Source organism: Microbacterium sp. NPDC056044 (assembly GCF_042267145.1).
Taxonomy (GTDB): Bacteria; Actinomycetota; Actinomycetes; order Actinomycetales; family Microbacteriaceae; genus Microbacterium.
In genome coordinates this window covers 36913-61862 of sequence record NZ_JBHJWZ010000002.1, presented here as the reverse complement: position 1 = coordinate 61862, position 24950 = coordinate 36913, and the positions used below count along the sequence as shown (strand labels likewise).

General features: G+C 69.1%; 22 protein-coding genes and 3 tRNA genes. 12 read left to right on the top strand and 13 right to left on the bottom strand.

All coding sequences use genetic code 11. The features are described from left to right. Nucleotides 1-210: 210 nt before the first annotated feature. Together ACFC1I_RS05400 and ACFC1I_RS05395 are read right to left on the bottom strand one after the other, a co-directional pair. The gene (locus tag ACFC1I_RS05400; RefSeq protein WP_376006839.1) at nucleotides 211-1758 is read right to left on the bottom strand and encodes a sugar transferase; all 1548 of its coding nucleotides are present in this window, start codon (nucleotides 1756-1758) and stop codon (nucleotides 211-213) included. 333 nt (nucleotides 1759-2091) lie between these two features. Further along, a complete protein-coding gene (locus tag ACFC1I_RS05395) occupies nucleotides 2092-3255 on the bottom strand; it encodes a polysaccharide deacetylase family protein (RefSeq protein ID WP_376006838.1) in 1164 nt (387 codons plus the stop codon). A gap of 137 nt (nucleotides 3256-3392) precedes the next feature. Here ACFC1I_RS05395 and ACFC1I_RS05390 point away from each other — a divergent pair, with 137 nt between their 5' ends. Both ACFC1I_RS05390 and ACFC1I_RS05385 read left to right on the top strand, forming a co-directional pair. After that, nucleotides 3393-3764: a hypothetical protein gene (locus ACFC1I_RS05390; RefSeq protein WP_376006837.1), complete on the top strand. Its 372-nt coding sequence runs from the start codon at nucleotides 3393-3395 to the stop codon at nucleotides 3762-3764. A 47-nt stretch (nucleotides 3765-3811) separates the two neighbouring features. Then, nucleotides 3812-4324: a glycine cleavage system protein R gene (locus tag ACFC1I_RS05385; RefSeq protein ID WP_376006836.1), complete on the top strand. Its 513-nt coding sequence runs from the start codon at nucleotides 3812-3814 to the stop codon at nucleotides 4322-4324. 42 nt (nucleotides 4325-4366) lie between these two features. Here ACFC1I_RS05385 and ACFC1I_RS05380 read toward each other — a convergent pair whose 3' ends face one another. The 3 genes from ACFC1I_RS05380 to ACFC1I_RS05370 are packed head-to-tail and all read right to left on the bottom strand — an operon-like array spanning nucleotide 4367 to nucleotide 8984. Beyond that, on the bottom strand, nucleotides 4367-8266 hold the full coding sequence (locus ACFC1I_RS05380) for an SCO7613 C-terminal domain-containing membrane protein (protein WP_376006835.1): 3900 nt from the start codon (nucleotides 8264-8266) through the stop codon (nucleotides 4367-4369). Beyond that, entirely contained in the window at nucleotides 8263-8508 is a 246-nt protein-coding gene (locus ACFC1I_RS05375) for a helix-turn-helix domain-containing protein (protein ID WP_376006834.1), read from the bottom strand. Before ACFC1I_RS05375 ends, ACFC1I_RS05380 begins: the two co-directional genes overlap by 4 nt. Beyond that, a complete protein-coding gene (locus tag ACFC1I_RS05370) occupies nucleotides 8508-8984 on the bottom strand; it encodes a DUF2975 domain-containing protein (RefSeq protein WP_376006833.1) in 477 nt (158 codons plus the stop codon). The genes ACFC1I_RS05375 and ACFC1I_RS05370 overlap by 1 nt, the downstream gene beginning before the upstream one ends. A 132-nt stretch (nucleotides 8985-9116) precedes the next feature. On the opposite strand from ACFC1I_RS05370, the gene ACFC1I_RS05365 reads away from it, so the two are divergent. Next, complete coding sequence (locus tag ACFC1I_RS05365) at nucleotides 9117-9254, top strand: hypothetical protein (RefSeq protein ID WP_376006832.1); 138 nt, start codon at nucleotides 9117-9119, stop codon at nucleotides 9252-9254. 210 nt (nucleotides 9255-9464) lie between these two features. Here the strand turns inward: ACFC1I_RS05365 and ACFC1I_RS05360 are convergent, their stop codons facing one another. After that, nucleotides 9465-9743, bottom strand: coding sequence for a hypothetical protein (locus tag ACFC1I_RS05360; RefSeq protein ID WP_376006831.1), 279 nt, complete (start codon nucleotides 9741-9743; stop codon nucleotides 9465-9467). 238 nt (nucleotides 9744-9981) lie between these two features. Here ACFC1I_RS05360 and ACFC1I_RS05355 point away from each other — a divergent pair, with 238 nt between their 5' ends. After that, nucleotides 9982-11952, top strand: coding sequence for a family 78 glycoside hydrolase catalytic domain (locus ACFC1I_RS05355; protein ID WP_376006830.1), 1971 nt, complete (start codon nucleotides 9982-9984; stop codon nucleotides 11950-11952). A gap of 280 nt (nucleotides 11953-12232) precedes the next feature. Here ACFC1I_RS05355 and ACFC1I_RS05350 read toward each other — a convergent pair whose 3' ends face one another. After that, a complete protein-coding gene (locus ACFC1I_RS05350; RefSeq protein ID WP_376006829.1) occupies nucleotides 12233-12694 on the bottom strand; it encodes a nuclear transport factor 2 family protein in 462 nt (153 codons plus the stop codon). Nucleotides 12695-13327: 633 nt separating this feature from the next. Further along, entirely contained in the window at nucleotides 13328-14230 is a 903-nt protein-coding gene (locus tag ACFC1I_RS05345) for a TIGR03620 family F420-dependent LLM class oxidoreductase (protein WP_376006828.1), read from the bottom strand. Nucleotides 14231-14359: 129 nt separating this feature from the next. On the opposite strand from ACFC1I_RS05345, the gene ACFC1I_RS05340 reads away from it, so the two are divergent. From ACFC1I_RS05340 to ACFC1I_RS05325, 4 genes are all read left to right on the top strand, one after another. Continuing rightward, entirely contained in the window at nucleotides 14360-14800 is a 441-nt protein-coding gene (locus ACFC1I_RS05340; protein WP_376006827.1) for a nitroreductase family deazaflavin-dependent oxidoreductase, read from the top strand. Next, complete coding sequence (locus ACFC1I_RS05335) at nucleotides 14797-15447, top strand: PaaI family thioesterase (RefSeq protein WP_376006826.1); 651 nt, start codon at nucleotides 14797-14799, stop codon at nucleotides 15445-15447. The genes ACFC1I_RS05340 and ACFC1I_RS05335 overlap by 4 nt, the downstream gene beginning before the upstream one ends. Nucleotides 15448-15498: 51 nt before the next feature. Further along, entirely contained in the window at nucleotides 15499-15807 is a 309-nt protein-coding gene (locus ACFC1I_RS05330; protein WP_376006825.1) for a LysR family transcriptional regulator, read from the top strand. Nucleotides 15808-16134: 327 nt separating this feature from the next. Next, a complete protein-coding gene (locus ACFC1I_RS05325; protein ID WP_376006824.1) occupies nucleotides 16135-17277 on the top strand; it encodes a tyrosine-type recombinase/integrase in 1143 nt (380 codons plus the stop codon). 116 nt (nucleotides 17278-17393) lie between these two features. On the opposite strand, the gene ACFC1I_RS05320 is transcribed toward ACFC1I_RS05325, so the two are convergent. The 3 genes from ACFC1I_RS05320 to ACFC1I_RS05310 all read right to left on the bottom strand — a co-directional run bounded on the left by ACFC1I_RS05320 (nucleotide 17394) and on the right by ACFC1I_RS05310 (nucleotide 17710). Further along, nucleotides 17394-17466, bottom strand: a tRNA-Phe gene (locus tag ACFC1I_RS05320). A gap of 77 nt (nucleotides 17467-17543) precedes the next feature. Continuing rightward, nucleotides 17544-17617, bottom strand: a tRNA-Asp gene (locus tag ACFC1I_RS05315). 20 nt (nucleotides 17618-17637) lie between these two features. Beyond that, nucleotides 17638-17710 (bottom strand) — tRNA-Glu (locus ACFC1I_RS05310). 318 nt (nucleotides 17711-18028) lie between these two features. Between ACFC1I_RS05310 and ACFC1I_RS05305 the strand changes: the two genes are divergently transcribed. Then, nucleotides 18029-19345: a peptidoglycan DD-metalloendopeptidase family protein gene (locus tag ACFC1I_RS05305; RefSeq protein ID WP_376006823.1), complete on the top strand. Its 1317-nt coding sequence runs from the start codon at nucleotides 18029-18031 to the stop codon at nucleotides 19343-19345. A 71-nt stretch (nucleotides 19346-19416) separates the two neighbouring features. On the opposite strand, the gene ppa is transcribed toward ACFC1I_RS05305, so the two are convergent. Further along, entirely contained in the window at nucleotides 19417-19950 is a 534-nt protein-coding gene (ppa, locus tag ACFC1I_RS05300) for an inorganic diphosphatase (protein ID WP_045296419.1), read from the bottom strand. 183 nt (nucleotides 19951-20133) lie between these two features. Here ppa and tilS point away from each other — a divergent pair, with 183 nt between their 5' ends. Together tilS and hpt are read left to right on the top strand one after the other, a co-directional pair. Further along, nucleotides 20134-21132 carry a tRNA lysidine(34) synthetase TilS gene (gene tilS, locus ACFC1I_RS05295; protein ID WP_376006822.1) on the top strand — a complete coding sequence of 333 codons (999 nt, stop codon included), beginning with the start codon at nucleotides 20134-20136 and terminating at the stop codon, nucleotides 21130-21132. 13 nt (nucleotides 21133-21145) lie between these two features. Next, complete coding sequence (hpt, locus tag ACFC1I_RS05290) at nucleotides 21146-21697, top strand: hypoxanthine phosphoribosyltransferase (RefSeq protein WP_376006821.1); 552 nt, start codon at nucleotides 21146-21148, stop codon at nucleotides 21695-21697. 6 nt (nucleotides 21698-21703) lie between these two features. Here the strand turns inward: hpt and ACFC1I_RS05285 are convergent, their stop codons facing one another. Continuing rightward, a complete protein-coding gene (locus tag ACFC1I_RS05285; protein ID WP_376006820.1) occupies nucleotides 21704-22744 on the bottom strand; it encodes a hypothetical protein in 1041 nt (346 codons plus the stop codon). 187 nt (nucleotides 22745-22931) lie between these two features. Between ACFC1I_RS05285 and ftsH the strand changes: the two genes are divergently transcribed. After that, entirely contained in the window at nucleotides 22932-24941 is a 2010-nt protein-coding gene (gene ftsH, locus ACFC1I_RS05280; protein ID WP_376006819.1) for an ATP-dependent zinc metalloprotease FtsH, read from the top strand. Nucleotides 24942-24950 lie beyond the last annotated feature (9 nt).

Sequence of the window (24950 nt, the reverse complement as noted above, 5' to 3'; positions counted from 1 at the left end):
CGACCCACCCCCGTCGGTCGCCTTCCCAACGTACCCCGTCCCCACCCGAGAACGGATCCCAGGGACCCGCGGCCACGCCCCCTTGGGGGAAGGGCACCGTCTCGGGTGGCCGCCAGTGCGCACTGGCGGGGCTCGACGGAGTGGTGACCGCGGATCCGGCTCAAGTCGGCCGACGACGCCGTTGTCGTCGACCGAGTGCTGTGCGGGCCATCAGTAGGCACCCGCTCCCGACGGAGCGAGCATCACCTTGGCGGTGCGCCACATGATCATCAGGTCGCTCGTGATCGACCAGTTCTCCACGTAGCGGAGGTCGAGGCGAACGCTCTCCTCCCACGAGAGGTCGCTGCGGCCGCTCACCTGCCAGAGCCCCGTGATGCCGGGCTTGATGAAGAGGCGGCGGTAGACCTTGCCGTCGTACTCGCGCACCTCCTTGGGCAGCGGCGGGCGCGGGCCGACGACGCTCATGTCGCCGATGAGGACGTTCCAGAACTGCGGCAGCTCGTCGATCGAGAACTTCCGCAGGATCGCCCCGACGCGCGTGATGCGCGGGTCGTCCTTCATCTTGAAGAGCACGCCGTTTCCGTCGCTCTGCGCCTCCAGCTCGGCGAGACGCTCCTCGGCGTCGGTGCGCATGGTGCGGAACTTCAGGATGCCGAACTCCTGGCCATCGCGGCCGATGCGGGTCTGCCGGAAGAACACCGGGCCGCCGTCGTCGAGCTTGATGATCAGCGCGATCACCGGCATCACGAGCAGCGACAGCGGGATCATCACGAGGGACGAGAACACGATGTCCACGGCCCGCTTGAGCGCGTGCTTGCCGCCTTCGAACTCCGGGATCTTCACGTGGATCAGCGGCAGCCCGTCGACCGGGCGCAACGAGATCCGCGGGCCGGCGACATCCGCGACACGGCTCGAGATGATCAGTTCGGATGCCGTGCCCTCGAGCTCCCAGCTCAGGCGCTTGATGAAGTCGGGGTCGTCCTCGGGTCGCGTGGCGACGATGATCGTGTCGGCTTCCAGCGTGCGGGCGTGCATCGCGACGGATCCCATGGTTCCGATCACTTCGTGGACGCGCCCGTCGACGATGATCGGGTCGGTGCTCTGATCCGACGGGGCGGCACCCACGGTGACGTAGCCGGATCCACGCTCGTCGAGCGTGCGCAGCACGTACTCGATGTCGTCGCGGGTGCCGGTCACGATCGCGCGCGACGCGTAGTGGCCGTAGTTGCGCTGCCGCAGAAGCCACTTGCGCCACAGCCAGCGACCGACGAGGAGCGCGAACAGGCCCGCCGGCAGTGCGGCGATCAGCTGAAGGCGCACGCCGTGCCACTGGAACAGCACGAAGATCATCGCGATGATGCCGAAGGCGAAGCCCGTGGCGTGGATCACGCGCTTGTACTCGGTGGCGCCGGAGCCGCTGATCGATGCGGCGCGGCTCTGCACGAGTGCAAGGCAGAGCAGCCAGACGATGGCCGTCAGCACCGCGACGCGGGCGACGGCGAATGCGCCCGTCGACCAGACCGACGTATCGATCACGGCGGTGAGAACGGTTGCGCTCACGACCACGGCGGCATCGGTGGCGCGCAGGCGGCGCGCGTAGCGGTGCTCCCAGAGCCGTCGACGCTCGAGCGCGGGCTCGGTTCGAGGCACCAGCGTCGTGATCGGCTTGGTGGTGGATGCTCGGGGGGTGAGTATCGGCTGGAACGCGGGCGCGTCCAGCGCAGACACGGTCTGTACGCCGGCGTCGATGGCAGTCATCGTGCAACCCCCACGCACGACAACCGCACGGCATCTGCAAATGCCATTGCGAAAATATCCCCAGTTTGTGCGGTGGCCGGGTAACCAGCCGCGTTATCCCCAGTGCGCGCATCGGATCCCCATCCGGTGCAGGCATCGGATCCCAAACCCGATGCCCATTGAGGCCCCGAAGGGCCTCACGCAGTCGTAACTTTACATGCGGCGATCCGACTTCGGAAGCACCGATTCCTCAGCCTTTCCTCTATTTCGCATCGCCTGCTGAACATTCAGGAGACTGCGTCATCGACCCTGATACACGCGGTGCGAACGAGCGGCGCGGGGTCGCGGCATCCGTCAGCCGATCAGATTGATCAGCGCGTCCAGTCCCATGCCGTAGTTGATGCGCACGGTCGGCAGGGCGAGCTTGTCGGTGCCGATCGTGACGTAGCCGGGTTCGATGGTGCGCGCCATCTCCCAGCCGGCCTGTCGGAGGCCTTCCATCGCGGTGTCGTTGTAGTGCCCGAAGGGGTAGGCCATGATCTCCTTGACCCCGAGCACGCCGTACGACGCCTCCATGTCGGCGACGATCTCAGGCACCGAGAGGTTCGTGATGAGTCCGTCGCCGTTCGCACCTGCCCGGTGCATGTCGTGGGTGTGCGAGCGCCGCAGCACGTAGATGTTCGGCGGCGGATCCTGCCGGTAGGCCGTGATCATGAACGAGGTGGTGAGCACCTTGTACTTGTCGACGACGGGCGCGGCGAGGTCGAACCAGGTCTGGTCGGCGTCGTCGTCGGTGACGATCACCGAGTGGTTCGGCAGGAACAGCCGTCCGTCGATGAAGGCCGACAGTTCGTCCCACGTCGGCAGGTAGAAGCCCGTCGTCGCGATGTGGCTCATGTGCGCGTCGAAGTCGCCGATATAGGCGTAGTTGCCACGCAGCCAGCCGCTCTCGCCCTCGGGCTTCGACGTGAACTGGTGGTACATGAGGATCGGGATGCGGGCGTCCTCGGCCGTGTTCTGCTCGGGGCTCATCCACGCGCCGTGGAGCGTCACGCGCTGATCGGTGCAGACGACAGGTTCGGAGCCGTTGACGCGTCCGGGGATCGCGAGGGCCGCGGCATCCTCCGGTGTCGCGTACCACCCCGCGAAGACGAGCCCGTCGCGCGCGGGGATCGGAAGACCCGCGTACAGCGCTCCCTGCGTCTGCAGCAACGGGGCGTCGGCGATGCCGTCGCCGGTGAAGCTCACCGCGCACGCCGCCGGGTCTGTGGTCGACGCGAGCAGCTGCTCCTCGGGCGTCAGCGGCGTCGGGGCGGGTGCCGGCGTGGGCGACGCGCCGGCGGAGGGCGCAGCATCCGTCATCCCTTCATCGGCGCCCGCGCGCGCGAAGCCGATCGCCGCAACCGTGCCGCCGATCGCGGCGAGCAGCACGACGGCTCCCGCGACGCCCGCGAACAGGCGTCGCCGTCGCACCCGCGCCGACGGCCGTCGGGCGGGGGGTGTGCCGAAGCTGGCCATACGACTCCCCGAGTCCGGACCGCGCATCCCCACGTGCGATCTCTGGGGGGATGCTACTCCGGATGCTGCGGCCCGCCGTCCGACCGGCGCGCGGGTTGTGGATGATCGGGGCCGCCCGACGGGTACGCTCGGATCCCATGCTGCCTCCGGACTGGATCGAACACCGCCGCGGCGACGGCGAGATCCTGGGATGGATGCTCGCCGCGGGCGATGGGTTCCGCGTCTTCGACCTGCTCGGCCGCGAGCGCACGCCCGAGGGCGCCGGCGCGGTCGAATGGCTCGCCGCCGAGGAGCTCCTCGAGGGGCTCGGCATCGGCTACCTCGCCGACCAGTGGATCCTGCGCCTGCCCGACGGCACCGAGCGGCCGGTGCGGATCGCCGAGGCCAGCGCCCGCGGCGTCACCGTCGTGGCCGACGAGTACGGCGCGGCCTCCGCCGTCGGCGCCGATCCCGAACGCTTCCGCCTCCCGTTCCCGGTGACCTCCGAGCTCGCCGAGCGGCAGCGCTGACCCGATCTCTCCTGGGTGGCGCCACCCTCGATCGGTACAGTGAGCCCATGACGACGCTCGTGCTCACCGTGGTCGGAGACGACCGGTCCGGACTCGTCGCGGCGGTCGCCGACGTCGTGGGAAACCATGGCGGCAACTGGGAGAACAGTCAGCTCGCCGAGCTGTCGGGCGCGTTCGCCGGGATCATCGAGGTCTCGATCGCGCCCGAGCGCGCCGGCGAGCTGCGCGAGGCTCTCGCGGTCCTTGACGGTCTGCTGAAGGTGACGGTGCACGCCGGCGCCGAAGAGCCGCCGATGGGCACGGCTCGCCCCCTTCACCTCCAGGTGATGGGCAACGACCACCCCGGCATCGTGCGCGACATCTCGACCGTGCTGCGCGCGCACGACGTGAGCATCGACCACCTCACGACACGCACGACCGAGGCCGCGATGTACGGCGGGCGGCTCTTCGAGGCGACCGTCGTCGCCCGAGTGCCGGCGTCCGTCGACCTCGAGGCCCTCACTGACGAGCTCGAGCGCCTCGCCACCGAGATCCAGGTCGACGTCACGCTCGAGCCCTGAGCGCCCGACCCGGCCCGCCTTCGCGCCCGGACCGGGACGAGGTCAGGCGAGGTCGCGGAGTCGTGCCGCGAGGCCGGTGCCCTCTCCGGCCCGCCGCTCGTAGCCGACGGCGATGATGAGCAGCACGGCGCCGACCACCGACAGCGTGATCCACCACGGCATCGCCTCGATGCCGCGGCCGATCTGCACCATGAACGCGAGCACGTTCTCGACCGGCAGCACGATGATCCCGATGAGGAACGGCGCGGCGAGCTGCCGCGTGGCGCCCACCAGGATCGCGGCCAGCGCGATCGCCATCACGAGGATCGCGCGCCACGTGCGCGGGTCGGTGTAGGTCGCGGCGACCGACGCGCTCAGCATCACGACGAGCCCGGGTGCGAGGAGCGGCCACGACCCGGTCCGGCCCGCCGGCCAGGCCTCGATTGACCGCGTGCGCGCGAAGGGCGCCGGCCGGCGCAGCGCGAGCGCACCCGCCGCGAGGAGGAAGAGGCCGAGCGGCAGCGAGAACCACTCCACGCGCAGGTCGCGCGGGCTCCACGCGACCACCGCGGTCGTGAACGACACCGCGAACAGGAACCACACCGGCGGAAGCGCCGTCGGCGCATGCAGTCCGCGCGCCGCAACGGTCACCATGAGCACGAGGAACGCCAGCAGCAGTGCCCACATCGTCCAGATGACGGACCACTCGCGCTCGATCGCCGGCCAGACCGCGATGCCCAGGATCAGCACCGCCGGGGCGCCGAGCCAGCGCGTCTCGGCGAGCAGGGTGCCGGGCGCGGCCGTCCGGTGCAGCACCCGCGCGGCGCTCGCCGCGGCCCCGGCGCCGGCGAGTCCGAACACCAGCCCCGCGATGATCGGCGGATCCGTCGGCGCGACATCCAGCCCCGTGCCCCATCGCACACCCTGCACCGCGGCGGCCGCGGCGGCGATGATCGCGACGGCGAGCGTGGGTGTGGTCAGCGCCCGCAGGCGCCGCAGGCGTGGAGCGGACGCACGGCGGACGAGGATGGATGCTGCGACCAGCGCCCATGCCGCACCCACGAGCGCGTACGCCCGGGCGGGGAAGCCCGCGCCGACCCCGAGCGCTGGGATCGCAGCATCCGTCCCATCCAGGGCGAGTGCGATCAGCACCGGCACCACCGCGACGGCGACTCCGACGGTGTAGAGGCCGACGGCCGGGCGGCCGCGAGCGGTGAGCCAGACGGCGACGACCGCGACGCCGAGGGCCGGGGGCAGCAGGTACGGCTCGAGGCCGGTGACGCCCGCGATGCCCCACGCGCTCCACAGCGCGCCGGTGAACGCGGCGCCCGCGAGCGGCCACGCGTAGCGACGCGGCGAGAACAGGGCCGTCGCGACGAACCCGATGCCGAGGACCACGAGCACGACGAGCGTCGTCGGCAGCCCCGCCGACGTGCGCACGAGCGACAGCGCGACGGCGATCACGGCGGTGAGGAGAGCGGATGCCTCGACCGCGAGCCCTGCGGCCCGCACGTGCGCCGCGGGCAGGCGTCGCGACAGTGCGGCGGCGAGGAGGTCCGCCGACGCCAGCGTGCCGGCGACGATCCCCGCGATGACGGGGAGCACGACGGGCGATCCGCTCATCGGCAGCAGCTGCGCGCCGAGGCACACCGCGACCACCGCGACCGCGGGCACGAGGGTGGCGGCGGCGAGCGTGCGCACGACGATGCCGAGTCCCGGGCGAGTCGTCGTCACGAGCGTGAGGGCGAGGCCGAAGATGACAGCCGTCGACAGGGCGGTCCAGCCGCTGCGCTCGAACACGACCTGCAGCACGCCGATCGCGAACGGCACGGCCGTCACCGCGAGCACCGCGTACCACTCACGCGACGGCACCCGCCGGGCGTACGTGACCGCGATCGCGACGGCTCCGGCGGCGCATGTCGTGAGGCAGACGACCACCAGCGGATCCGCGCCGGCACGCGAGAGCGCCGTCGCGAGCACCGTCAGTGCGTAGGCGAACGCCACCCCCACGTGCACGAAGCGCGCCGCGCGCGGCACCGTGAGCGCGAGCACACCGAGGGTCGCGACGACGGCAGCCCCCGCCCACACCGTGAGGTCGGCGTCGCGCCACGACAGCACCGCCGCGAGAGCGACGGCCGCGTGCGCGCCGACCACGACCGGCATGCGGACGGCGGTCGAGGCATCCCGCATCCGCGTCGACACGACCGCGCCCGCGACGACCGCGGCGACGAGAGCGATCGCGATGCGCGCCCACACCTCGAGGCTCGGCAGCGTGAGCACCACGAGGAACGCCAGCACCCCGTACCACGCGCCCAGGAACCCGAGCCAGCGCGTGCCGACCGCGACAGGCCGGGGCGGCGCGACCGACTCGCCGGCGGCGTCGGCCTCCGGCGTTTGGGGCGCGTCGGATGCGTTCGGGGCGCGCGGCGTGCGCCCCGAACGGTCGGCGTGCGCCCCGACCGCGGAAACTGCGGCGATGGATGCGGCGGCCCCGGCTCCGTCCGCAGCGGCGAGGCCGCGAGGGGCCGTGAGGGCGGCGAACGACGCGAGCGACAGGGCCAGCGCGGCCAGCCCCACGGTGAGCCCGAGCGCGGTCGAGGCCGGAAGGACGGTGCCGCCCGTCGGGCCGGCGACGGTGCCCAGCAGCATCAGGAACGCGGCCACCGTCGGGATCACGGCGACGGCCGCGACGACCATGACCGCTCCGGTGAACAGGGCGCCGCGTGCGACCAGGCGGTGCAACGGCGAGAGGGCGCCCACGACGACGAGGCCGAGCCCGGCGGCGAGGGGGAACGCCGCAAGCCAGTCGCCGCCGCTCGCCCCGCCGAGTGGCAGCACCGCCACGGCGGCGACGATCGCCGCACCGGCGACGCCGCTCCACAGCGTCCCGGCGAGGTGGCGGGCCGATGCCGCGGCCAGAACGGCGATCGCCACCAGGGTCCCGCCGGCGAAGAACGCGGGGGAGACGCCGGCGGCAGCATCCGTTCCCCATACCGTCACCAGCGCCGCGGCCGCGAAGCCGAACTGCAGCACGCTCAGCGTCACGGCTTCCGCGGTGAGCGGACGGCTGCGCTCGGAGCGCGCGGCGAACGCGACGAGAGCGCCGGCGGCGGCGGCCGAGGCGAGGCAGCCGGCGGTCGTCGCGAGTGCCGACGACGAGGCGAGGGCGAGCATGAGGGGCACGAAGGCGAGGGCGACGAGGCCGCTCCCGACCCACGCGCGGATGCCGGCGCGCGGGCCGAGCACCGCGAGCGCGCCGCCCGCGACGAGTGTGGTGAGGGCGGTGAACACCCATCCGTCCACGCCCGGGGGCAGCAGTGCGAGCACCGTCGTCGCGGTGAGGGCGAGGAAGACGACGCCGAGGGCGCCGATCGCCTCCGCCGAGAAGCGCAGGCCGCGGCGCGCGAGCAACGCGGCCCCGCCGAGGAACGCCGCGGCGATGCCGCCCACGATGGCGGCGCGCGGCAGCGGGTCGGCGAGGTCGGGGTTGAAGAACGTGAAGACGACCGCCGCGACCGCGACCAGGCCCGCGCCGGCGACCGCGAGCACGGACTGCACGGTCGCGGACGGCCCGGCCTCGGGGGCGACCTCGCCGCCGGTGGGTGCGGCGGTCGCAGGCCCGGGGGCGACCTCGACGCCGGACGCCGGTGCGGTCGCCCCGGCCGCGCCCGCCGCTCCCGCCGAGGGGCCGGCCGTGCCGGGCGCCGCAGCTGCACCCTGCGGCGGCGCGATCGGCACCCGTTCGAGGAGCGCCTGGCGTACGCGGAGCGCGTCCACCGCGTCCTGCGACGCCGCCCACAGGTCGCGGCCGATCGCGCCGCGGAAGTCCGCGCCGCACGCCGGGCAGCGCCGCTCGGCGACGATGCCCGAGCCGCACACCGGACAGCGCACGACGTCGAGCAGCTCGGCGATCGCGGTGGAACTCCAGGCGGGTGGCGCCGGCGCACCCGCGGCCGTGCTCATGCCTCGCCCTCGGCCGCCGCGATGGCGGCCGGATGGTCGTCGGGCACCCACTCCAGGATGTCGCCGGGCTGGCATTCCAGCACGCGGCAGATCGCGTCGAGGGTCGTGAACCGCACGGCCTTCGCGCGGCCGTTCTTCAGCACCGAGACGTTCGCCGGCGTGATGTCGATCGCGGCGGCGAAGTCGGTGACCGACATCTTCTTCCTCGCCAGCTGCACGTCGAGGTTGATGATGATCGGCATCACACCACCTCCGAGAGGTCGTGCTCGAGCTGCGAGGCCTTGCGCAGGAGCCCGCGCAGCACCACGATCAGCAGCGACAGGCCGGCGCCGACGACGACCCCGAGCAGCAGGAGCAGCGTGATCGACGGCGTCAGGAACCCCGTCAGGCTCAGCGCGACGAGGGCGACGAACACCAGGAACGTCGCGAACGCGACGGCGGCGAGGCTGACGTCGACGTCGGGGAACGCGGTGTCGCTGAAGATGCTGTCTTCGCCCACCAGCGACAGCAGTCTCCACACGCACACCAGCACCACCTGCACGCATACGAGGAACAGGATGCCGACGATCATGCCCGGGATCTCGAAGTACGCGATCTCGGAGTAGCGCACCGCCGACTGCGCGGCGACGGCCGGGACCACGAACACCTGGCAGCACAGCAGCAGCGCGAGCAGAGCCGCGAGAAGGACCTTCAGTACGACGATCGTGGTGCGTTGCATGTGACCCTGCCTATCGATAAACAGTATGTAGCTATCGAAAAACAATAGCCGCAGCATCCATCCCCCGCGCAAGCGGCTGTTGCTGGGGATCCGCTGGCAACTCCGCGACCCTCGCCGCCGTCACTACCGGGCATGACGGCGAGCACCTCGTTCGACGCCGATGAGGTGCGCAGGATGATGGATGCCTCGGCCACCCCGGTCGCGATCGGCGGCGGCCGGCTCGCCTTCGCGAACGGGTCCGTCCATCTCAGCGATCGCGCGCTGCGCTGAAAGGCCCTCGGACGCCGCAGCAATTGTCTGCGGCGTCCGAGGGTTTCTGCGTCTCGGGGGGTCGACACGCATCGGAAGTCGGTGTCCCCAGACCCCAGCTTCCCCAGCCGGACGTGGCGCGAGTCTCCCCAGATCCCCGCGCGCTGCGTCCACCGACAACACTAGCTCGTCCCCCAAACGGGCGACAAACGCAGGCTGTCCGCTCCGCTCCTACTCCGCGTCGCCGAGCGGAACGAAGGTCTCGCGACGCGGCGCGGGCTCGTCGCCGTTCGCGGCGAGGGAGTCCCCGCTCGGGATGTCGTCGGCCGACACCAAACGCGGGACGCGAGCCGGCCGGTAGATCCAGGAGCGCTTCCGCTGGTCGAACTTCTGCGTGTCGAGGATCAGCTCGTCCTCGGCGACGCACCGGGCGCACTCGTGATTGGCCACCGTGCGCCGGTACTGAGGCGACCACCCGCACGTGTGGTCGGGCAGCTGAGCGCGGCGCATGCTCCTGAGGCTAGCGCCGCGCCCGCGCCTCGGCGGGCAGGAAACCCGGAGGCGGCTTCAGAAAGTGGCGAAGGGCCGGTCATCTGCGACGAGGTCTTCGGCAACCTGTGACGACGCGCCGTGCGCTTTGGTCTACCGGTTGATTTGCGAATAGGGTGGGGTCCGGACCGAGCCCGTTCTGGATGTTCGTCGTCGCGAGGCATCCCCAGTGCCGAAGCCTGTCCCCAGCAGGCGTGCGATGACTCCCAATGCACGGGTGAATCCGAAAAGCCCCCGGCCGCCGCAGCTTATATCTGCAGCGCCCGGGGGCACCTGCGTTCTCGGGGGGCTCGAACGCATCGGAAGTCAGTGGCCCCAGACCCCAGCTTCCCCAGCTGGACGCAACGGTGGCTCTCCCCAGATCGCCGCGCATCGCGTCCACGGACACCTTAGCTTGTCCCCCAAACGGTGGACAACCGCGCGACGCCATATTTCGGCGATATATCGCAGAGGTCTCACGCAGCGGGAGCTCACCGGAACGCCGGATGGCACAAAAAAGAACCCCGTCGACTTCGATCAGAATCTGTCTGGAGTCGTCCGGATACGTACCAGGGCGAAACATGGGTCACGCGTGCTCCTGCAGCACGCCGAAGACGTGGATGGCGAGGGTCGAGTCGAATGGCAGCACCTTGACCGCGAAGGACGGAAACGACGGGATCGGCCGCGCCGCTTCCAGCAGGATGAGATCGTCTCCGATGGCCGAGGAGGCTGGGTGCAGCCCTGGTTCACCCTCCATGGATTTCGTTATGTGCACATCAGTGGGCTGGCGATTGGTGAACTGATCGACATAGAGGCGGTCGTGCTTTCGTCGGTGGAGGCGGACCCAGCCGCGTTCCGCAGCTCGGATCCGCGACTGGACGCTTTGTACCGCAACGCGACCTGGAGTATGACGGGCAACTTCCTCGATACGCCGACCGACTGCCCGACGCGGGAACGCGGCGGGTTCACCGGCGACGCCCAGGTGTTCGCGCCAACGGCCACTGCATTGGCGGACGTGACCGGATTCTTCACACGCTATCTGCGATCGTTGCGCATCGATCAGTTCGACGACGGCCGCGTTCCGATGATCATCCCGAAAGAGTTCTCCCCGTTCTCCGGACCACCGAAGGGTATGACCGCGAAGGCTGCTGGTTCTGTCGGTTGGGGTGATGCCGCCGTCCTCCTGCCTTGGGAGCTCTACGAGGCGACCGGTAATGGCGCGATCCTCGATGAACAATTCGATTCGATGATCGCGTGGGTGGACTATCTGCGACGCGGCGGCGCCCGTAAGGGCTTCATCTGGGGGGAGTGGATCCGCGCTGGCGAGAGCTCGATCGCGGGCGCGGTGAGAGACAACTCCGTCAATCGGAAGAACATCGGCCTCGCCTATCTCGCTCACTCCGCTGCAGTTCTTGCGCGTAGCGCCGAAGTTCTCGGGCGCGTGGGGGAAGCCGAGCAGTACACGCGTGTTGCGCAAGACGCCGTTTCGCTGTGGCGACGCGTGGCGGTGCGGCGAGGCGGCAGTCGCATCGGGTCCGACCGTCAGGACGATTACGTCCGAGCGCTTTCGTTCGACCTGCTCGCTCCCGGCGAGCGTGCGCGGGCCGCTGATCGGCTCGCCCAACTTATCGAACACTCCGGCCACATCGGAACCGGCTTTCTCAGTACTAGCCTCATCTTGCCGGTACTGACGGCTATCGGCCGGCGCGATCTCGCCTACCAGCTGCTCCTCAACGAAAGCCCGCCCGGCTGGCTGGCTCAGGTGGGGAAGGGTGCGACGACCATCTGGGAGAACTGGGAAGAGCCCGACCGCAAGGGGCGCCGGGTCGGCTCGTCCAACCACTACGCCTTTGGCTCGGTCGCCTCTTGGCTGATTTCGAGCGTCGTTGGCCTCACCAGCAGCTCACCCGGTCGTCGTGAACTACAGTTCCGTCCGATCCTGGGGGGCGGACTGACGCAGGCAACCGGCAGCCTGATGACTGACTTTGGTGCCGTCACCGCCTCCTGGCGGCTCGACGGCAATCGGCTCGTCGCCTCTCTCAAGATTCCCGTCGGCGTGTGTGTGGTGGTGCCCATCGCGGACGAAGTTCGGCGGCTCCAGCACGGGGCCCATGAGATCCAGCTTCCGTTGCAACCCGCGTCACCCCTCATCGCCGGACAAGCGCCTGAGCTCGCAGTCGCGGAGTTATAACGACGGGATCAAACAGGACAATAGTCGGCGAAGACGGGGCCTGAGATGACGTCGTGACCTCGAGATGATGGCGATCATGCTGGCGCGCCGACCACGGTGCCCCGCGCGTCGGCGGCAGCGTCGCCTGTGCAGGATTGATCGAGGGGAAGAACCCCTCAGGAGGGAAGGCTTTGTGCGGCGGCGCGGCGCGGCCAGGCCGACGTCCACAGCGGGACGGTCGCGGGGTCCATACCGTTTCGTTTCGGATGCCGCATCCGAACTGACCGCGTGCGCCAATCGTCTAGGCTGTCCCGTCTGCCGGGGCGAACACCTCCAGCGTTCCGGCGTACGCACGATTGGACTTGATTCTCTCCGTGAGCTGCCATGAGCCGTCCGTGCCCCGCCGCCAGGAGTCTCGATACTCGCCGAGCGTGTAGAACCGCGTCTCGGGGTCCCCAACGGCGTTCAAATGCACATCGCGAACGTAGGCCCGGCTCTGTGCATAATCACCCTCGATGTCTACAACGACGTTGCCGAGGAGGTGCTGGGTGGCGCCGCAGTTGTCCAGATATACGCGGATGGTTTCGACGATCGCATCACTCCCACGCACGCGCCCGGTGCCGAACTCGGCCTCGGCGTCGGTCGCCAGTGAGGCTGACAATGTTGCCCAGTCTCGCTCATCCATCGCGCGTGCGATCTCGCAAAGTGCGCGATAGATCGAGCGTTCGTCCCACAGTGATTTGAGCAGTTGGGTTTCCTCCATTGGAACTCCATTCCTTGATTGGGGCACAGCTTTCCTGGCTGAGTGGTCAAGAGACACACCGCGTTCCGCTGAGCGGGAGGGAGGCGTGGGTGGTGCAGGGGAGCGCGCCGCCTCGCGGGCCGAGTCCGAGCGCGCGGTGAGCGCAAGTCCCCGCGGCGTCGTCATGATTTTCGGCGGTTCCGCGGGCGGACCGCCTAGGCTGCTGTTCAGTGAGCCGTCGATCGGGGACAGCATTGGGGAGCGGAGTGCGATGAGTATCAACGGTGATCGAGTCCTCACCGCCGACCAATCCGTCAGAGATTGGCTGCTCGATCCCCGAGCAAAAGCGACCCTTGCCACGGCTCTTGCTGAGGTGCGCCTATCGCTCGACGCGCTGAGACCGCTGTCCGGCTTTACGATCCGTTCGGTGGCGGCATTCGTTGGCGGTCCGCTGGTTCCTGTCGAACGGCTTGTTGAACGGGCTGGCGCGTGGATCGTCTCAGACGATTGGGGCGCAAGCGATCACTGGGCTATGGCTGCGGGCCGGGTGTATCACGAACCCGCCAGTCTCGGGTAGCGCCCGGGCGGCAACGCCGACGCCCTGGGCCTATTCCACGCTCAGCGCGGGCTGTTGGTGGGCCTCGCCAAACGCATCTAGAGCAGCCGAGTAGCAAGCGCGGCCCAGGTCGTTTCTGGCCCGCGTTCGTCCGGGGCGAGCGCTTGAATGCAGACGTGGTCTGCTCCCGCGTCCAAATGCTCCTGCACGCGTGCTTCGATCCGTTCGACGGAGCCCCACGCGACCAGGCCGTCCACCAGGCGGTCGCTGCCACCATCCTCCAAGTCTGTCGTGGCGAAGCCGGACAGTCGCCAGCTGTTTGTATAGTTCGGCATGCTGAGGTATGGCCTGAGGTGGCTTCGCGCGATTGCCCTGGCGATGTCCGGATCCTCGTCGAGAACTACGGGAAGCTCGACGGCGAGCAGCGACTCATCTCCAAGGATCTGGCGCATCCTTCGAGCGTGTCCGGCGGTGACGTGGTAGGGGTGGGCGCCAGCGCTGCGCTCCCCGGACAGCCGGGTCATCTTCGGCCCAAGGGCGGCAAGTACGAGCGCCTCACGCGGGGTGGCTTGCGGGGCGGCTTCGAGCTCATCCAGGTAGGCCCGCATCGCATCGAGGGGCTTCCCATAAGTCTGCCCAGTCCGCTCTATCACTGACCCGTGGCTAACTCCGAGGCCCAGAAGCACGCGACCGGGGTGCGATCGCTCGGCGGTGGCGAACCAGCCGGCCGTCTCGCTTGCGCTGTGCATCCAGATGTTCAGCACTCCGGTCGCCACCGTCACGCGCGTCGTGGAAGCCAGTACGGCGTCGAGGTCGGCGAAGAGGGGTCCGCCCGCGCCACCGGGCAGCCAGAGCGCAGGGTAGCCGAGCTCTTCGAGCAAGGTCGCGGTGTTCCGCACCGCAGCCTGCCCGCCATCTGCATCAGGTGGCCCCCACAGCGCACTACGCAGCTGTGGCGCCCAGACGCCCACCCGCCCAAGCTGCCGAGCGACAGTGTTCATAAACGCCCCCTAAGAATGCGGGTGATTTTTGATCATATAGACTACTTTGTAATCCGAGCCTCTCACGCCATGCGCCGATCGGTGTTGAAGTTCCTCGCATGCTCTAACAGCCACATCTCAGGAGGATTCATGCCGTTGACGGGGATCTACGAGCCTTCCAAGTACGAGTTCTCGCGCGAGCAGGCGGAAGCGTATGAGTCATCCGGGGGCGCTCAGGCGAACACGTTGCTTGATAAGCCCATCGTCGTGCTGACGTCGGTGGGTGCCCGCACGGGGCGCCTTCGCAAGACGCCCCTTATGCGCGTGGAGAGCGATGGACGCTATGCCGTGGTCGCATCGGCGGGCGGGGCCCCGAGTGAGCCGGCCTGGGGCAACAACCTGCGAAATCACCCTCACGTCGAGTTGCAAGATGGCGCAGTCAAACGCGACTATCTCGCCCGTGAGCTCGCGGGCGACGAACGTGAAACATGGTGGCGAATCGCCGTTGATGCGTGGCCCGACTATGAAAGCTACCGCACGAACACCGATCGACTCATCGCCGTATTCCTTCTCGAGCCGACGAACCCATGATCGGTGTCCCGGGGAGCAGTGCGCAGCCGAACCAGCCGCGTGATGAGTTTCTCGATGAGGGCATGCGTCTCACGCGTGCCGTACGGAATCTATTGGACCACGTCGTCTGTGCAGCACCGAGCACTCGCACGGCTGAACTTGCGGACCGAGTCGAGGACATCACCAGAGAACTGGGTGCATTGCACGCCGGCTCCTTCTTTTCGTGGACCAGCAAGCTGGCTCCCGAGCGCCTGGAGCAGATCAAGGCGTATGTAGCGGGCTCAACCGGCCGAGCGATTGGTTCGCTGTGGCCAGCCTTCAACCCGCTCGCACCGTATATCCTGCTCGAGGTCGAAGGCAACGTCGCCTCCGGCCGGGTGCGCCTGGGGCCGGCGTTCGCCGGGAACCCGGGACGAGTTCACGGTGGCACAATCGCGACGATCCTTGACCATGCGATGAGCGGACTGCTGTCCCACCTGGGGCGCCCATCGGTGACGGCGTCCCTAGCGGTGGATTACGCTTCGGGAGCGCCCACCGGTCAGGAATTATCAGTGCTTGCGAACGTGGAGCGAATCGAAGGTCGCAAGACGTATCTCCGCGCTGCCCTCACCTCAGGCGATCGCGTCCACGCTCGTGGGCAGGGCCTGTACGTCATGCGTGCGCGATGACCGGGTCCGAGCGCAGACTGCTGAGGGCATGGCGGGGGTGAGGGCGGATCTATGATGCGCATTGAGGCAATCCGCACACTTGTAGCGGTCTACGACAACATGAGCGTCGTCGGAGCGGCGAGAGAGCGGGGCTACAGCGCCTCGGCAGTCTCGCGCCAGATGGCCGAGCTGCAACGCCAGCTAGGTGTCGTGCTCTTCAAAGCGGACGGCCGCGGGATAAGCCCGACGCGGCACGCTAGTGGGCTCGTCGCCCAGGCTCGCGAGGTGCTCGCTCCTCTCGATCGGCTCGAACAGTACGCGAAGCGATTGCGAGATGTTACTCAGCTTGCCGACGATGCCGAGAGGGTGGGTGACCCTTAGCCAACGCCTATTGGGATGATGGCATCCGAGCCTCGGGAGGCTTCATGTCGGCAAGGTTGCCCGTCCAATGGCGATCGTTCTCTGCCCACCTGCTGCCCACGGTCGGCGCGGATCGGGTGCGATCGACAGCAATGCTGACGGATCGCTTTCGCGCTTGAAACCGCGGAATTCTGCGGCTGGCGATCGGCGAGGAGTGAGAAGGAGGTTGCTCGGCAAGTTTCAAATCCCTCCCCCTCTGCAAAGCGGTCGCCTACGCGTTCTCAGGCGGGAGCGCGCTTAATTGTCTAACTCCTAGAAGCTTCGACATAACCGGCCTACGCTAGTCCGATGGGAAGCGTCGAGGCATATGAATCGAAGTCGGGCCGCAGGTATCGGGTGCGATACCGGCGGCCCGACAACAAGCAGACTGACAAGCGGGGGTTTCGCACCAAACGCGAGGCGGAGAACTTCCTCGCCTCGGTCGAGACGTCGAAGCTCCGTGGCGAGTGGGTAGACCCGAGTCGCTCGCGCGTGCGCTTCTCGGAGATTGCGGAGGCGTGGTACGCGAGCAAGATCCGCGTCAAGCCGACCACTCGATCGGGCTATCGAAACTCGCTGGACAAGCATGTGTTGCCTGAATGGGGCGATGTGAGAATCGTCGATATCGATCACGCGCACGTGCAATCGTGGGTGGCTCGACTGTCGACGACGCTGTCGGCGTCCTCGACGCGGCAGATCTACCTCGTTGTGTCGGGTGCTCTCGCATACGCGGTTCGCGACGGGCGACTCGCCCGCAACGTCGCTGCGGACATCGAACTTCCAAGACTCTCGAAGGCGGAGCGTCACTATTTGAGCCATCTGCAGGTGCATGAGCTCGCGGATGGCGTAGGGGAGTGGGGCACGCTGGTCAGGTTCCTTGCCTATAGCGGGCTGCGCTGGGGTGAGGCTTCAGCGCTGAGGCCGGCGGACGTGGATCTGGCAAACCGAGTTGTGCATGTTCGTCGCGCGGTCGCTGACGTGCGTGGCTCCCTAGTCTTCGGTACCCCGAAGACCCATGAGCAGCGCATCGTTCCTTATCCGTCTCTGCTCGACGAGGGAATCGCCGCTCATCTCGCGAGCGGACGCCGACATGATCTCGTCTTCTCCACCCGCGAGGGCGCGGTGCTTCGCGGAGGGAACTTCCGTCGTCGCGTGTTCGCGCCCGCCGTCGCCAGGCTTCAGCTCGCATCGCCTGAGGGCTTCCCTCAGATCACTCCACACGACCTTCGCCACACTGCCGCGAGCCTCGCGATCTCTGCCGGCGCGAACGTGAAGATCCTGCAACGGATGCTGGGTCACGCGTCCGCCGCGATGACACTCGACGTGTACGCAGACCTGTTTCCGGAGGATCTGACGTCCGTCTCAATCGCCCTCGACCGAGCGGCGCGTGATTCGTTCGTGGGCAAATCGTGGGCACAAGCTCCGGACGGCGGTCCGAACCAGCCGCAGTGACGACGAGATCTCGTCGACACTGCGTCGCAATTCTGAGCCTGCAAGGGCCCTAGATCCGCGTAACTCCGCGGGAAAGACGAAACCCCCGCGATGTAGAAGCTACGCGGGGGTTTCAGTGGCTCCGACCGGCATCGATCCGGTGACCTTTCGATTTTCAGTCGAACGCTCTACCAACTGAGCTACAGAGCCTCACGGCATCTCTCATACAAGACCTGCCGCGTCCTAGACGAAAGGCCCTCTTCGAAAAAAGGGCCCGTCGCTCGGAGCGACCCTGACGGGACTTGAACCCGCGACCTCCGCCGTGACAGGGCGGCACGCTAACCAACTGCGCTACAGGGCCATGCTTATTGAATTGTGGAGTGACCCCAACGGGATTCGAACCCGTGCTACCGCCGTGAAAGGGCGGCGTCCTAGGCCGCTAAACGATGGGGCCGGGTGAACCTTTGGGGCTCACTGCCGAGGACCAAGCATACGTAACTCATCGCGAAAACGCGAATCGAGGGCGCGTCGTCCTTGTGCAACGCCATGACGAGGCGCACACTGACCGGGTGACCGCTACCCGGAGCGGCCGTGACTGTGCGCCACTGGGGGTTGCACATGTTACTGATGTTGCTAATGTGAAACGAGTTGACGCCGCGAGGGAGGGAATCCGGTGCAGCCCGAAAACCTCACTGATCAGGTGTCCGACGACGCCTCCGCTGAGTGCGGCTGCGGCCCGTCACCTCGCGAGCAGCGGCGCCTCTGGCCTTCGATGAACCGGCGCACCGCCCTCGGCCTCGGCATCCTCGGCGTCGCCGCGCTCGGCGCAGCGGGTGGCACGCTCGGCCCTCTGGTCGCTCCCGCGTTCGCCGCGGACTACCCTTCGTGGGACGACGTCGTCGCCGCGAAGAACAGCGAGGCCGCCAAAGGCGCCGAGATCACCAAGATCCAGAATCTCATCGCCGGGCTCGAGGCCGACGTCGCTGCGAAGCAGCAGGTCGCACAGCAGCTGGCCGACGAGTTCTACGTCGCGCAGCAGGCGTACTTCGACGCCGCCCTCCGCGCCGACCAGCTGCAGCAGCAGGCCGACGAGCAGGCGTCCGCCGCGACAGACGCTGCGAACAAGGCCGGCCGTGTCGCCGCGCAGCTCTACCGCAACGGCGGCGACGACACCTCGATGGAGCTGTTCTTCGCGGGTTCCGCCGCGGGCGCCGACGACCTGCTGGCGCGCCTGGGCACGATGGACAAGCTCGTCCAGCGCAACCAGGACGTCTATGCGCAGGCCGTCACGGCGCGCGACTCCGCGCAGAGCCTGAGCGACCAGGCCGCCGTCCAGCGCGCCGAGCGCGACCGGCTGCAGAAGGTCGCCGAAGACAAGATGATCGCCGCGCAGAAGGCCGCCGAAGAGGCGCAGGCCGCCCTCGACGCGCAGAACGCCAAGCGCGGCGAGCTCGAAGCGCAGCTCGCCGCACTGCAGGACGCCACGGCGAAGACGGTCGCCGACTACCAGGAGGGCGAGCGCGTCCGCGCTGAGCAGGAGCGTCTGCGCCGCGAGGAGGAAGCGCGCCGCGCGAAGGAAGAGGCCGACCGCCTCGCCCAGCAGAACCAGGGCGGCGGCGGCGGTGGTGGCGGTGGCGGCGGCGGTGGCGGCGGCGGCGGTTCCGTCGTCGGTTCCGGCTGGGCGCGTCCCTCATCGGGCTGGCGCAGTTCCGGGTACGGCCCCCGTACCGTGCAGTGCGGCAACAGCTACTGCTCCAGCGGCTTCCACTACGGCGTCGACCTCGCGGCCGGCTGCAGCGCGGGCATCTACGCGGCCTCGGCGGGGCGTGTCGTCTACGCCGGCTGGAACGGCGGTTACGGCAACTACATCAAGATCGACCACGGCGGCGGCATCGGCACCGGCTATGGTCACATCCGCTCGGGCGGCATCTTCGTCGGCGTGGGCCAGTGGGTCAGCGCCGGGCAGCTGATCGCGAGCGAGGGCAACACCGGCAACTCGTTCGGCTGCCACGTCCACTTCGAGACCTACGTCAACGGCGGCACGACGAACCCGATCCCCTTCATGGCGGCGCGAGGCATCTCCGTCTGACGCCGGGAACACCCCCTGAAACGACGAGAACCGGATGCCGAAGCATCCGGTTCTCGTGTGAAAAGCTCAGGTCAGAGCGTGTTCGGCGCGACGCCCTCGCCCTGGGTCGCGGTCTGGCCTTCGTGCTGGGCGAAGCGCGCGAACGCCTCGTCGACCAGGCGCTCGGCCTCCGCCGCGTCGGCCCACTCGTCGACCTTGACCCACTTGTTGGGCTCGAGGTCCTTGTAGTGCTCGAAGAAGTGCGCGATCTCCTTCTGGAGGAACTCGGGGATGTCGGCGACGTCCTGGATGTGCGCCCAGCGCGGGTCCTTGGCGAGCACCGCGACGACCTTGTCGTCGCCGCCGGCCTCGTCGCTCATCTTGAGCACGCCGACGGGGCGGACGCTCGCGAGGATGCCGGGCGCGAGGTCGACGTCGAGGATCACGAGCACGTCGAGCGGGTCGCCGTCCTCGCCGAGGGTGTTCTCGAAGAACCCGTAGTTGGTCGGGTAGCCCATCGGCGTGTAGAGGATGCGGTCGAGGAACACGCGGCCGGTGCCGTGGTCGACCTCGTACTTCACGCGGCTGCCGCGCGGGATCTCGATGACGGCGTCGTACGCGCCCATAGTGGTGCTCCTTCGAAGACTGTGGATTGCCGCGACCAGCCTAGTTCTCGCGTCACCGCCGTCCACAACTCAGTCTGCCCGGGGGTGACGCTCCAGCAGACGCCCCGAATTCCGCGGGTGGCCGGCGCGGACGCCGGTGCCCGGACTGAATCCTCAACGGGCCGTGCCGGATACCTTGTAGGGGTGAACGACCGCAGACCCGGACTCGACCCCGCCGTCGCCGAGGTGCGGCTGGCCGTGCGCCGGGCGCTGACCGGTCTCGAACCCGGCGCGACCGTGCTCGTCGCGCTGTCGGGCGGTGCCGATTCCCTCGCGCTGGCCGCGGCGACGGCCTTCGAGGCGCCGAAGCTCGGCCTGCGCGCCGCCGCGCTCACCGTCGACCACGGGCTGCAGGCGGGGTCGGCGGATGCCGCGGCCGCAGCCGCTGCTGCCGCCGAGGCGCTCGGGCTCGAGGCGAGCGTCGTGCGCGTGGAGGTCGGCGCGGCGGGCGGTCCCGAGGCAGCCGCGCGCGAGGCGCGCTACCGCGCCCTCGCCGACGGGGCCCGGGCGACGGGCGCCGCCGCGATCCTCACCGGGCACACGCTCGACGACCAGGCCGAGACCGTCCTGCTCGGCCTCGCCCGCGGCGCAGGTGCGACCAGCCTGCAGGGCATGGCCGAGGCATCCGATGTCCACGGGGTCGCTCTGCTGCGTCCGCTGCTCGCGGTGCAGCGCGCCACGACCCGCGGCGCCTGTGCGGCCGAGGGTCTCGCACCCTGGGACGACCCGCACAACGCCGATCCGCGCTTCGCGCGCGTCCGCGTGCGCGAGACGGTGCTGCCGGTGCTCGAGGCCGAGCTCGGGCCGGGCATCGCCGAGGCGCTCGCGCGCACCGCCGCGCAGCTGCGCGAAGACGCCGAGGCATTCGACGAGATGATCGACGAGACGATCGAAGACATCGTCGAGCACGCCGAGGCCGGCATCTCGGTGTCGGCGGCCGCGCTCGCGGCCAACCCGGCGGCGTTGCGCCACCGCATCATCCGGCACGTGGTGGCGAGCGAGTTCCACGAGAGCCTCACGCGCACGCAGACCCTCGAGGTGGCTCGCCTGGTCACGGACTGGTCGGGCCAGGGGCCGATCGATCTTCCGGGATGCCGCGCCTCCCGCGTCGGCGGACGGATCGAGTTCTCAGCCCGGGTCTGAATAGACTCGTCGCATGCGCGCGGCCGACGTTTCCAGCGACATCACCGAAGTCCTCGTCACCGAGGAGGAGATCCGAGCCAAGCTCGACGAGATCGCGGCGCGGGTCGCCGACGACTACGCCGACCAGGACCTCCTGCTCGTGGGGGTGCTCAAGGGCGCGGTCATGGTCATGGCCGACTTCTCGCGGGCACTCAAGAAGCACGTGACGATGGACTGGATGGCCGTCTCGTCGTACGGCGCCGGCACGAAGTCCAGCGGTGTCGTGCAGATCCGCAAGGACCTCGACACCGACATCCTCGGCAAGCACGTGCTCATCGTCGAGGACATCATCGACTCGGGCCTGACCCTCAGCTGGCTGCTCGAGAACTTCGCGGCCCGCGGCGCGGCATCCGTCGAGGTCTTCGCGCTGCTGCGCAAGCCCGAGGCCGCGAAGGTCGAGGTGCACTGCAAGTACGTCGGCTTCGACATCCCGACCGAGTTCGTCGTCGGCTACGGCCTCGACTACGCCGAGAAGTACCGCAACCTCCGCGACGTCGCGGTGCTCGCGCCCCACGTCTACTCCTGAGCGCGGTCAGCCGGCGAGCATCTCCACGAGCGCCGGCGGCGCCGCGTACGTCGACACGAAGTCGACGATGAGCCGGCGGCATCCGTCCAGCTCCACGGTGATCGGCGCCGTGCCCTCCTGGCCCGCGTCGAGCACGACGAGCGAGCCGGGGAGGTCGTCGCAAGGCTCCGCCGGCGGCTGAGCGGATGCTGCGGCCTCAAGCACGGCGAGGGTCTCGGCCGCGTCGAGCTCGCGGCCGCCGGTGAACCAGGCCGCGCCCTCGACCTCGACGGTCGCCCACGTCGTCGCACCGGGCGCCGGGGTCGTCGTCGGGTCGGCCGTCGCGTCGGTGGAGTACGCGCACAGCCGGAGCGTGTCGACCTCGCCGGGCGCGGGCGTGCGCGGGGGAGCCCACGGGATGGTCGCGATCCCCGTCGACGCGGGCGCGGGCGCGGGGTGCTCGATCGTCCCCTCCCACACCTCGAGATCCCCCGGCGAGGCGATCTGCAGCGGCCGGGCCGCCCACGTCGGCGCGCAGCCGGCATCCAGCGCAGCCCTCGGCTGGCTGAGCGTGCGCTGCTCCTCCTCGGTCTGCGCGACGGCGAGCGGGGCCAGCGCGTCGCGGATGAGGTCGAGCTTCGGCTGGCTGCAGCCGTCGACCGGATAGCGGACACGGATGCCTCGGCCTGCAGCATCCGTCAACCAGATCTGCGGGGCGATCATCGCGATCGCCGCGCACGGCCCCAGGGAGCGCGCGTCGTCGGGTTCGGCCTGGGCACGCAGGAGCGACGTGAGATCGCCTTCGAGCCGCTCGCGGAGCACGACGGACCAGATGCCGTCGTCGTCCTCGACGCTCTGGAAGGGCACGCAGCGGACGGCGGCGACGGGCTCGAAACCGTCGGGCATCACGCCGGCTCCGCCGGGGTCGCCGCCGAGGGGATCCATGCCCGCGCACGAGATCTCGGCGACGATCTCGGCGGGCGCCGGCGCCTGCGGAGCGGACGCGCAGCCGGTCAGGGCGACGGCCGCTGCGGCGAGGACGATGAGCGAGGGGCGGATGCGGGGCACGGGGTCCTCCTCGTCGTGGGCTCGTGCGGCGCTTCGCCCCCAAGCTATCGGGCTCGCTGTGATTACGCCCGGGGCGAATGCACAGACGGCGCCTAGGAATCGCGCGATACCCTGATTCAACCGTCGACGGGGGTTTTCCCGTCCGCGGCGGCACGTCGACGAAAGGGGTCGGGCTCGCGCCCGCGCCATGGACTTCAAGAAGATCACCCGCAACCCGCTCTTCTACGTCCTGCTGATCGGGGTCTTCCTCATCGTGGGGTTCTCGCTCATCTCGAGCCTGGGCGGCGCGAAGCAGATCTCCACGCAGGAGGGTCTCGAGCTGCTCTCGGGCGACACCGTCACCGAGGTCGTCAACACCGACGGCGACCAGCGGGTCGACATGAAGCTCTCGAAGGAGTACGAGGGCGCCAGCGACGTGCAGTTCTACTACGTGTCGGCGCGCGCTGACGAGGTCGTCACCGCGATCAACGACGCGAACCCGAAGGACGGCTTCAACGACGCCGTCCCGCGTGCCACCTGGTTCGACGGCTTCATCTCGCTGCTGCTCCCCATCCTGCTGCTCGGTCTCCTCTTCTGGTTCCTGCTCTCGAGCGCGCAAGGCGGCGGCAGCAAGGTCATGCAGTTCGGCAAGTCGCGCGCGAAGCTCGTGACGAAGGAGATGCCGCAGGTCACCTTCCAGGACGTCGCGGGCTCCGACGAGGCGATCGAAGAGCTCGAAGAGATCAAGGACTTCCTGAAGGACCCGTCGAAGTTCCAGGCGGTCGGCGCCCGCATTCCCAAGGGCGTGCTGCTGTACGGCCCTCCCGGAACGGGCAAGACGCTCCTCGCCCGCGCCGTCGCCGGTGAGGCGGGCGTGCCGTTCTACTCGATCTCGGGTTCGGACTTCGTCGAGATGTTCGTCGGCGTCGGCGCGAGCCGCGTGCGCGACCTCTTCAACAACGCCAAGGACAACGCCCCGGCGATCATCTTCATCGATGAGATCGACGCCGTCGGCCGCCACCGCGGCGCCGGCATGGGCGGCGGCCACGACGAGCGCGAGCAGACGCTCAACCAGATGCTCGTCGAGATGGACGGCTTCGACCCCAAGGCGAACGTCATCGTGATCGCGGCGACCAACCGCCCCGACATCCTCGACCCCGCGCTGCTGCGTCCGGGCCGCTTCGACCGCCAGATCGGCGTGGACGCGCCCGACCTCAAGGGCCGCCAGAAGATCCTCGAGGTGCACGGCCGCGGCAAGCCGCTCGCCGACGGCGTCGACCTCGAGGTCGTCGCCCGCAAGACGCCCGGCTTCACCGGCGCCGACCTCGCCAACGTGCTGAACGAGGCCGCACTCCTCACCGCCCGCTCGAACGCGCAGCTGATCGACAACCGTGCGCTCGACGAGGCCATCGACCGCGTGATCGCCGGCCCGCAGCGCCGCACGCGCGTGATGAAGGACAAGGAGAAGCTCATCACGGCGTACCACGAGGGCGGCCACGCCCTCGCAGCCGCGGCGATGAACCACACCGACCCCGTCACGAAGGTCACGATCCTCCCGCGCGGCAAGGCCCTCGGCTACACGATGGTGCTGCCGCTCGACGACAAGTACTCCGTCACGCGCAACGAGCTGCAGGACCAGCTCACGTACGCCATGGGCGGCCGCGTCGCGGAAGAGATCGTGTTCCACGACCCGACCACCGGTGCCTCGAACGACATCGAGAAGGCGACCAACATCGCCCGCAAGATGGTCACCGAGTACGGCATGACCGGCGACATCGGCCCGGTCAAGCTCGGCCAGTCGTCGGGCGAGGTCTTCATGGGCCGCGACATGGGCCACGGCCGCGAGTTCTCGGAGCGCGTCGCCGAGCGGGTCGACGTCCAGGTGCGCGACCTCATCGAGCAGGCGCACAACGAGGCGTACCAGGTCATCAACGACAACCGCGACGTGCTCGACAAGCTCGCGCTGGCGCTCCTCGAGAAGGAGACGCTCGACCACAACGAACTCGCCGAGATCTTCACCGACGTGAAGCGTCTGCCCCCGCGCCCGCAGTGGCTGTCGAGCGAGCAGCGTCCCGTCTCGGAGCTGCCGCCCGTCGAGGTACCGCAGCGCCGCGACGATGCCGGTCTCGCCGCGAGCGTCGAGGCCGACGAGCTGCCGGCCGCCGAGAAGGCGGCGAAGCGCCGTCCCACCGGACAGGCGCGCCCGGCGACCGCGTAGGCTCGGCCT

Excerpts from the sequence above, each read along its gene's own strand:
- ACFC1I_RS05335 (WP_376006826.1), top strand. The coding sequence starts at position 14,797 with ATGATCGGTGTCCCGGGGAGCAGTGCGCAGCCGAACCAGCCGCGTGAT.
- ACFC1I_RS05400 (WP_376006839.1), bottom strand. The coding sequence starts at position 1,758 with ATGACTGCCATCGACGCCGGCGTACAGACCGTGTCTGCGCTGGACGCG.
- ACFC1I_RS05355 (WP_376006830.1), top strand. The coding sequence starts at position 9,982 with ATGACTCCCAATGCACGGGTGAATCCGAAAAGCCCCCGGCCGCCGCAG.
- ACFC1I_RS05360 (WP_376006831.1), bottom strand. The coding sequence starts at position 9,743 with ATGCGCCGCGCTCAGCTGCCCGACCACACGTGCGGGTGGTCGCCTCAG.
- ACFC1I_RS05395 (WP_376006838.1), bottom strand. The coding sequence starts at position 3,255 with ATGGCCAGCTTCGGCACACCCCCCGCCCGACGGCCGTCGGCGCGGGTG.
- ACFC1I_RS05370 (WP_376006833.1), bottom strand. The coding sequence starts at position 8,984 with ATGCAACGCACCACGATCGTCGTACTGAAGGTCCTTCTCGCGGCTCTG.
- ppa (WP_045296419.1), bottom strand. The coding sequence starts at position 19,950 with ATGGGCGCGTACGACGCCGTCATCGAGATCCCGCGCGGCAGCCGCGTG.
- ACFC1I_RS05325 (WP_376006824.1), top strand. The coding sequence starts at position 16,135 with ATGGGAAGCGTCGAGGCATATGAATCGAAGTCGGGCCGCAGGTATCGG.
- ACFC1I_RS05375 (WP_376006834.1), bottom strand. The coding sequence starts at position 8,508 with ATGCCGATCATCATCAACCTCGACGTGCAGCTGGCGAGGAAGAAGATG.
- ACFC1I_RS05340 (WP_376006827.1), top strand. The coding sequence starts at position 14,360 with ATGCCGTTGACGGGGATCTACGAGCCTTCCAAGTACGAGTTCTCGCGC.
- ACFC1I_RS05330 (WP_376006825.1), top strand. The coding sequence starts at position 15,499 with ATGATGCGCATTGAGGCAATCCGCACACTTGTAGCGGTCTACGACAAC.
- ACFC1I_RS05385 (WP_376006836.1), top strand. The coding sequence starts at position 3,812 with ATGACGACGCTCGTGCTCACCGTGGTCGGAGACGACCGGTCCGGACTC.
- hpt (WP_376006821.1), top strand. The coding sequence starts at position 21,146 with ATGCGCGCGGCCGACGTTTCCAGCGACATCACCGAAGTCCTCGTCACC.
- ftsH (WP_376006819.1), top strand. The coding sequence starts at position 22,932 with ATGGACTTCAAGAAGATCACCCGCAACCCGCTCTTCTACGTCCTGCTG.
- ACFC1I_RS05380 (WP_376006835.1), bottom strand. The coding sequence starts at position 8,266 with ATGAGCACGGCCGCGGGTGCGCCGGCGCCACCCGCCTGGAGTTCCACC.
- ACFC1I_RS05365 (WP_376006832.1), top strand. The coding sequence starts at position 9,117 with ATGACGGCGAGCACCTCGTTCGACGCCGATGAGGTGCGCAGGATGATG.
- ACFC1I_RS05390 (WP_376006837.1), top strand. The coding sequence starts at position 3,393 with ATGCTGCCTCCGGACTGGATCGAACACCGCCGCGGCGACGGCGAGATC.
- ACFC1I_RS05305 (WP_376006823.1), top strand. The coding sequence starts at position 18,029 with ATGAACCGGCGCACCGCCCTCGGCCTCGGCATCCTCGGCGTCGCCGCG.
- ACFC1I_RS05350 (WP_376006829.1), bottom strand. The coding sequence starts at position 12,694 with ATGGAGGAAACCCAACTGCTCAAATCACTGTGGGACGAACGCTCGATC.
- ACFC1I_RS05345 (WP_376006828.1), bottom strand. The coding sequence starts at position 14,230 with ATGAACACTGTCGCTCGGCAGCTTGGGCGGGTGGGCGTCTGGGCGCCA.